This window comes from Psychrobacter sp. 4Dc, assembly GCF_002836715.1.
In the GTDB taxonomy this organism is placed as follows: Bacteria; Pseudomonadota; Gammaproteobacteria; order Pseudomonadales; family Moraxellaceae; genus Psychrobacter.
Genome location: NZ_PJAT01000014.1, coordinates 1 through 7,880 on the forward strand (window position 1 = coordinate 1; position 7,880 = coordinate 7,880).

General features: G+C 42.2%; 6 protein-coding genes and 1 pseudogene. All 7 read left to right on the forward strand.

Annotation, left to right across the window (positions count from 1 at the left end; all coding sequences use genetic code 11):
- Positions 1 to 380 precede the first annotated feature (380 nt).
- Positions 381 to 980 carry a TetR/AcrR family transcriptional regulator gene (locus CXF61_RS01150; protein ID WP_165596853.1) on the forward strand — a complete coding sequence of 200 codons (600 nt, stop codon included), beginning with the start codon at positions 381 to 383 and terminating at the stop codon, positions 978 to 980.
- Between the two features lie 374 nt (positions 981 to 1,354).
- Positions 1,355 to 2,566 (forward strand): iron-containing alcohol dehydrogenase, encoded by a 1,212-nt coding sequence (locus tag CXF61_RS01155; protein WP_165596854.1) that lies wholly within the window; start codon positions 1,355 to 1,357, stop codon positions 2,564 to 2,566.
- Positions 2,567 to 2,733: 167 nt separating this feature from the next.
- Positions 2,734 to 3,783: an NADP-dependent oxidoreductase gene (locus CXF61_RS01160; RefSeq protein WP_165596855.1), complete on the forward strand. Its 1,050-nt coding sequence runs from the start codon at positions 2,734 to 2,736 to the stop codon at positions 3,781 to 3,783.
- 239 nt (positions 3,784 to 4,022) lie between these two features.
- Positions 4,023 to 4,700, forward strand: coding sequence for a type 1 glutamine amidotransferase domain-containing protein (locus CXF61_RS01165; protein ID WP_165596856.1), 678 nt, complete (start codon positions 4,023 to 4,025; stop codon positions 4,698 to 4,700).
- Between the two features lie 30 nt (positions 4,701 to 4,730).
- Positions 4,731 to 5,360 (forward strand): glutathione S-transferase family protein, encoded by a 630-nt coding sequence (locus tag CXF61_RS01170; RefSeq protein WP_165596857.1) that lies wholly within the window; start codon positions 4,731 to 4,733, stop codon positions 5,358 to 5,360.
- Positions 5,361 to 5,732: 372 nt separating this feature from the next.
- Positions 5,733 to 7,421, forward strand: coding sequence for an efflux MFS transporter permease (locus CXF61_RS01175; protein ID WP_165596858.1), 1,689 nt, complete (start codon positions 5,733 to 5,735; stop codon positions 7,419 to 7,421).
- Between the two features lie 85 nt (positions 7,422 to 7,506).
- Positions 7,507 to 7,880: pseudogene (locus tag CXF61_RS14090) on the forward strand (HlyD family secretion protein); the annotation flags it as partial.

Consider the following 7,880-nt stretch of genomic DNA (forward strand, 5'->3'; position numbering starts at 1 on the left):
ATTAAAATAAAATTATTAAGTCGGCGATATCTTAATGAGAAAATATCTGGCAGGTAGTAAGTCTGAAATCGTTACCAAGCTATCAATCAATAGTCATCAATTAAAAAAGCTCTAATGAAAAATGATCTTTAGCAATAAATACTAACGGTAACGGATAACAACAAAACCTACCTTGCTAGACGACTGGTCTAATGCTACCATAGCTACTAATAAAACAAGACTATTTTGTCAGTGAATATTGTTGATAAAACGTAACACATATAACTATATCCTATTACAATATGCCATCAACGTGACGTTCAAATGAACGTTAACTGTTTCAACTGACTATCTAATACATACGCTAATATAAGCGACTACTAAGGGAGACAATTCTGTTTATGTCTACTACAGACGCAACTACCCCAGATACCAAAGCTCATTTACTTGCCACTGGCTATCAACTAATCGCTAAAAAAGGTTTTACCGCTGTTGGTCTAAAGCAAATTTTAGATACAGCAGGTGTGCCAAAGGGTTCTTTTTACCATTATTTCGCTTCTAAAGAAGCCTTTGGTGAAGCCATTATTAATCATTACTTTAGCTTATATAAGACTCGGTTGGATGTCATCGATGCACAAGATGTCAGTGCACAGCAAAAGCTATATGATTATTTTCAAAACTGGTATGACACCCAGCAGAATGGCTGTGACCATGAGAAATGCTTGGTAGTGAAGCTCAGCGCAGAGGTAGCCGATATGTCAGAAACCATGCGTAAGGCACTCGATACTGGCTATCAGCAGACGACCATGTGGCTCGCTAAGCAGATCAAAGCTGGCTGGCTCGATGAGTCCGTCCCTCGTCACGATAACATCTCGGCTGAGAGTATGGCCAAGCGTTGGTATTTTGCATGGCTTGGCGCAAGCTTGATTGCAAAGATTAGCCAAACCAATACCCCTTTAGCAGAAATTTGGCAGATGACCACGACCCAAATGGGACGCTAATCGTCAACTGTTCGGATTTCTAGCGACTGCACTTCTAACGTAACCATTAAGGCACATTGAATATTCATAACGCTCATAGATAGTAGCTGTCAGTACTATGCTTGAGTGTTCAGTGTGCTTCATTGCCTTCTCTTTTTTAAACAAATTTCTGAAAGACATCTGCATATGACTTAAACAGTTATACGAGAGTTTTGTAAATACCACTAGACGACTGGTCTAATTGGTGTACAATGCGCACAAATATTAAGAATGAATGCCTATACGAGCATTGCTTATCATTTCATTCATTGATTGATATCAGACAATATCTCATGTCAAAACCATTTAATTGAACCGTTTTTATTAATCACTTTTTATTACTAATTAGGAATCTTATGAATAACTTCCAATACTACAACCCAGTCCGTATCGTTTTTGGTGAAGGTCAAATCGAGCAATTATCAGATCTAGTTCCTACGGATGCACGTGTTCTTATCACTTATGGTGGTGGTTCAGCACAGCGTACTGGTACTTTAGACGAAGTAAAAACTGCACTAGCGGCAAGCGGTAACCGTACTGTATTTGAATTCGGTGGCATTGAAGCCAACCCAGAATTCACCACGCTACTTAAAGCCGCTGATATGGTTAATGAGCACAACATCGACTTCTTATTAGCAGTTGGCGGTGGTTCTGTAATTGACGGTAGCAAATTTGTCGCACTCGTTTCTTCATTGACTGAAGAAGACGGCACTGTCTCACGTGACCAAGCTTGGGATGCCCTAACTGGTTATTGCAAAAACATCGATTCTGCTGTCGACTTGGGTGCGGTACTGACTATCCCAGCCACAGGTTCTGAGATGAACTCAGGCGGCGTGATCAACTATAGCGAACGTCAAGCAAAACTACCGTTTGGTAACCCATTGGCCTTCCCTAAATTCTCAATTCTAGATCCAATCAAGACACTTACTTTGCCTGAGCGTCAGGTTATGAATGGTGTTGCTGATGCATTTGTTCATGTAATGGAACAGTATCTGACTTACCCAGTAAACGCTAAAGTACAAGACGCCTTTGCTGAAAGCTTACTTAAAATCCTTATCGATGAAGGCTTAGTTGTTAAGCAAGATTCCGACAACCTAGAAACACGTAAAAACATTATGTGGACAGCAACCATGGCATTGAACGGTCTGATCGGTACTGGTGTACCACAAGACTGGACAACTCACATGGTTGGTCATGAGCTAACATCATTACATGCTATCGATCATGCACGTACGCTAACCATCGTATTGCCATCAGTCATGCGTGAGCTAAAAGAAAGCAAAAAAGAAAAACTGCTTCAGTATGCGCGTAACGTATGGAACATCACCGATACTGACCTAGACGACGATGCTATCATCGAAACGGCTATTGTTTACACTGAAAACTTCTTCCGCGAGCTTGGCTTGCCAGTTAGCCTAGAAGACGTTGACTTGACTGAATCAGCGATTGATCCAATCATCAAGCAGCTTGAAGTGCATAACATGGTCAAGCTTGGTGAACATGGCACCAACGACTTAGAAGTATCACGTCGTATCCTGCAGCGCGCTGTAACTAGCAAAGCGTCTTAATAAGCGCTTTAGCAAGAACTGTTTAAAGAATTATAAGAAAAATCGCGACAGTAACAATAAGTACATATCGTTATGCTATTTATAGTAGTAGCTATTCCATGCTGAGTAGCTACTACATTTAACACCACTATAATAATGACAATTAATAAATATAAAGGAGTCCTACAATGAGCTTCGACAAACAACAGAATCAACAAACAAACCGTCAAATCAAATTGGCTAGCCGTCCTAATGGCGAGCCAACTGCTGACAATTTTGACATGGCAACTAGCGACATTCCTACGCCAAAAGATAACGAGATGCTATTACGCACGGTATATCTGTCACTAGATCCGTATATGCGTGGGCGTATGAGCGATGCAAAAAGCTATGCAGACCCGTTAGAAGTCGGTGACGTCATCATGGGTGGTACCGTAGCGCAAGTGGTCGAGTCAAATATCGATAGCTTCGCGGTAGGCGACTTAGTCGTATCAAACTCAGGCTGGCAGGACTACAGTGTCAGTGATGGCGAAGGCGTCCTGAAACTGGACAAAAATATGTCTAACCCTTCTTATGGTTTAGGTGTGTTAGGTATGCCAGGGTTCACGGGTTACATGGGTCTGACTGATATCGGTAAACCACAAAAAGGCGAAACCTTAGTCGTGGCAGCAGCAACTGGACCGGTCGGTGCCACTGTCGGTCAAGTGGGTAATCAATATGGTCTGCGCACTGTCGGTGTGGCAGGCGGTAAAGAGAAATGCGACTTTGCAGTCAATGAGCTTGGCTTTGATATCTGTATCGATCACAAAGCCGATGACTTCGCTGAGCAATTAAAAGCAGCATGTCCAGATGGTATCGACATTTACTATGAAAACGTTGGCGGTAAAGTATTTGATGCGGTAATGCCATTACTTAACGACCACGCACGTATTCCAGTATGTGGTCTGGTATCGCAGTACAACGCAACTGATTTACCGGATGGCAAAGATCGCCTAGGTATGTTGATGGGTCTTATCTTAAGCCAACGCCTAACTGTCAGAGGTTTCATTATCTTTGAAGAGTACGGCGACCACTTCCCAGAGTTCTTAGAAACCATGAGCAAATGGGTAGAGTCAGGCGAAGTGAAAACCAAAGAGCACATTACTGACGGTCTAGATAATGCCCCAGATGCATTTGTCAGTATGTTAAACGGTGATAACTTTGGTAAAACCGTAATCAAAGTATCTGACGTTAAGTAGTTACTGGTTAAACATTGAGTAGTTAAGCAGCTACTGATAGTTAGCAATCGTTATGAATAACTACTTAACAACATAAATTGCTAATATCACTACTGAAAGTTGTTCACAAAGCAGGAATAATGCTAACAGTCATTATTTGCATTTAGGCTAATTAAGTAAAAACAGCTAATGATGTAACGTAAAACGTATGACTGTTGGCTATATAGTTACTAACATATAAACAATAAATAAGGATAATTATGAATATTTTAATGGTACTAACCTCACACGACCGTCTAGGCGATACTGGCAAGAAAACTGGCTTTTGGCTAGAAGAATTTGCAGCTCCTTACTATGCGTTTCTCGATGCGGGTGCTAATGTCACTCTAGCGTCTCCTGCAGGTGGTCAGCCACCACTAGATCCTAGTAGTGACACAGAAGACACGCAAACCAAAGACACCACTCGTTTTAAAGACGATAAAGACGCTCAAGAACATTTGGCCAATACCAAGAAACTTGCTGACATGAAAGTAGAAGATTTCGATTCAGTATTTTATCCTGGTGGTCATGGCCCATTGTGGGATTTGGCAGTAGATGAAAGCTCTATCAATCTGATCGAGACTTTTGTTAAGCAAGACAAGCCTGTTGCTTTTGTTTGTCATTCTCCTGCAGCGCTTAAAAACGTTAAAGTCGATGGCGAGTACTTAGTAAAAGGCAAAACAGTGACTGGCTTCACTAACTCAGAAGAAGACGCAGTTGGCCTAACAGACGTAGTACCATTCCTAGTAGAAGACGCATTGAAAGCTAATGGTGGCAACTACGAAAAAGCGGCTGATTGGGAATCATTTGTTGTTGAAGATGGTTTACTAATCACAGGTCAGAACCCTGCATCATCAGAAGAAGCTGCTAAGCGCCTAATGGCAAAGCTGAAAGGTTAGTCAAATTCACTACGCAATAAGGTCGATACCATGATTCGCTTACATCATCTCAATCAATCACGTTCATTACGTACGCTATGGCTCTTAGAAGAGCTAGGCGTTCCTTATGAAGTCGTCAGCCATCAGCGCGATGCCAAGACTCATTTAGCACCAGACTCTCTAAAGGCTGTACATCCACTCGGTAAGTCTCCGGTTATTGAAATGGATGGACAGATTTATGCTGAGTCAGGTGCTATCACTGAGTTATTGATCGAACGGTTTGCGCCAGAGCGTCTGCGCCCTGCTACAGATAGTTCAGATTATGGATATTATCTGCAGTGGATTGACTTTGCAGAAAGCTCGCTGATGTTGCCATTAATGCTTGAGCTATTTACCAAAAAAGCAGGCATTGATGACAATGAGTTTTTGAGTGGCTATATCGATACAGAAAAAACCAGATTGTTTGAATATCTGGATGCTTCGGTTAAAGGTAAGTCGTTCATTGTGGGTGATAAGCTAAGTGGTGCTGACTTTATGTTGTCATTTGACTTAATCATTCTCGCTAAGCGTCAAAAACTCGACGCTTACTCGAATATCAGGCAGTATGCTGAAGCGCTTGCCAGTCTCGATAGCTATCAGCGCGCTATGCAGCTAGAGGCTAAGTACGACCAATCCGTTTAGCATTGCATCATAACTGACAGACCAATTTTCCGATACACACAAACAGCTCTGTATAGAGCTGTTTTTTATGCGTGCTTTATTTTATGATTGCATGAGTAACCATCGAATTATAGTCATCAATGTCATATGAGAGCATTAAGCTATAGAGCAACCAAACAAATTGCTCAGCACCATCCATGAATTACGTGTCGATGACAAAAGCACGATAAAAGTTATGATAAAATCCTTTCTGAATTTTTTGGGTTATCTTTCAGATACCATCAGTGAGTTGACTGGCTTTTCACGCTATAAATACCAATTACACTGACCTGACTCCCCGTCTGGCATCTGTCCTATATCACTCTATTTCCTTATACAGATTGTGGTACGCCCATGAGTAACGAATACCAGTTTAAGCCCCACGAACAGCCAATAATGGTGGGATCTCCAGCCAATCCTGACCATCCGGCACGCCGTAAAGTATTTTATTTGCTTATTGGGATTTTTGTGGGTCTCACAGCCAGCTTCCAAAATGGTCTACTTGTCGCCAACCTGACGCAAATTCAGGGTCAGCTAGGCTTAACGCCAGCTGAAGGTGGTTGGATATCGGTCAGTTATAATATGACCAATGCCTGTATCACCGTTCTGCTGTACAAAATTCGTCAGCAATTTGGCATGTCGCTTTTTAGCAAAATCACCCTGTCATTTTTGTTAGCCGCCACCAGTCTACAGTGGCTGATCAGCAGTCACTTGTTAGACACACCTAATATTAGCATTGAGCCCTATTATTTAGAGATTGTCGCTAGGGGACTTAGTGGTATGGTGGCAAGTGGTATGACCGTATTGGGCTTGTTTTATTGTCTTCAGGGTATGCCAACCGTCAAACGTACTAGTGGTCTCATATTGGGTTTTGGTTTGGTACAGTTTGGTATTCCATTATCACGTGTCATCTCGCCCTACCTCGCCATCGACGGTCAGCTTGAGAACTTGTTTTTATTTCAATTTGGTCTGGCGCTGATTTGTTTTGGGCTGATTAATATATTAGAGCTACCACCAGGGAATACAGAAAAAGTATTTGAGAAATTGGATTTTGTAAGCTTTGGTTTTTTCGCCAGTGGTCTGGCGGCATTGGCTGTCGTTTTGGTACAGGGTCGAATTTTATGGTGGACGACACCTTGGCTTGTCTATCCACTGATGATTGCTATCGTCGGGATTAGCATCGCGTTGTGGATTGAGACACATCGCAAAAATCCGATGCTACAAGTGCGCTGGATGCGTAGCCGCAATATTATTGCATTCATGGTGACGGGCGCTGTCATGCGGATTTTGCTATCTGAGCAAAATGTCGGAGCGGCAGGATTGCTCGCTAACCTCGGCTACGGTAACGATCAGCTGGTTACTTTTTATGCTGTTATTATAGCCGCCAGTGCACTGGCTTTGATTATTAGTATTTTTAGTACCAATGCGATGGATTTGCGCCGACCTGTTATTTTTGCAGTGGCATTGATTGCCTTAGGTTCTTGGATGGATGTTGGTGTGTCTATTAATTCAGCGCCCTATATGTTTTATCTTAGCCAGTTTTTGATTGCCTTTGCTGCAGTCTATTTCATGGGGCCTTTGGTTTTTGAAGGGTTTTTGCGGGCTATTGGCAGTGGCCCTGCGTATATTATTAGTTTTTCAGTGATTTTTGGCATCTCCCAAACAGTTGGCGGACTGGCAGGTGCGGCAGCCATTCAGGCATTTACGACCATTCGTACACAAATGCATTATGCAGATATGGTCAGCTCATTGAATTTGGGCGATCCTGCATTTAGCGCTCAGGTGGCAGGCACTCGTAACATGCTGTCGAATCAGACCACTGACGCGGCCCAAGCAAATATCAGTGCAGTTAGCCAAGTACTGCAAGGCATTCAGCGCCAAGCAACTGTCTCCGCTTATAGCGATCTGTTCTTTTTGATGGCCAGTTTTGCTACTTTCGTTACAGCCATTTTATTGATCAACTATTTTTATAACCGTTACCACAAGCGCAATCCACTTGCTAAAGAGCTTGCCGTTATTGCAAAAATGCGTGAGTCAAAATAACTCAGTTTATTCTATTAATCATGTTTCACCCCATTCATTTATAGCCAGTCTATTTTAATATTTATTGAAAATTTAGGAGCACGTCATGAGCCAAGAAAAACCAAATGAGCTTAGTCAAACACCTCAGACGGCCACTGGCGCTCCAACAACAGACACACCTATAGCGTCCGATATAAGTAAAGAAGAGTCTGCTGCAACTTCTTCTCCATCAGTAACTAAGACAGCAGAAGGTGATGTAGAAAACAGTTCAGATAGCAATGAACCACCAATGCCACCAAAAGAGCCAATACCCGATACTACTGGTTGGTCGCCCAAGAAAAAATCCTATCTAAATTTAGGCTTATTAATTTTATTGATTGTCATTGGCGTGGCATTGATTTTGTATGCATGGAAGCTTCCACCGTTCACCCCAACGGTACAGCAAACCAATAATGCTTTTGTCAAAGGTCAGACGACTAT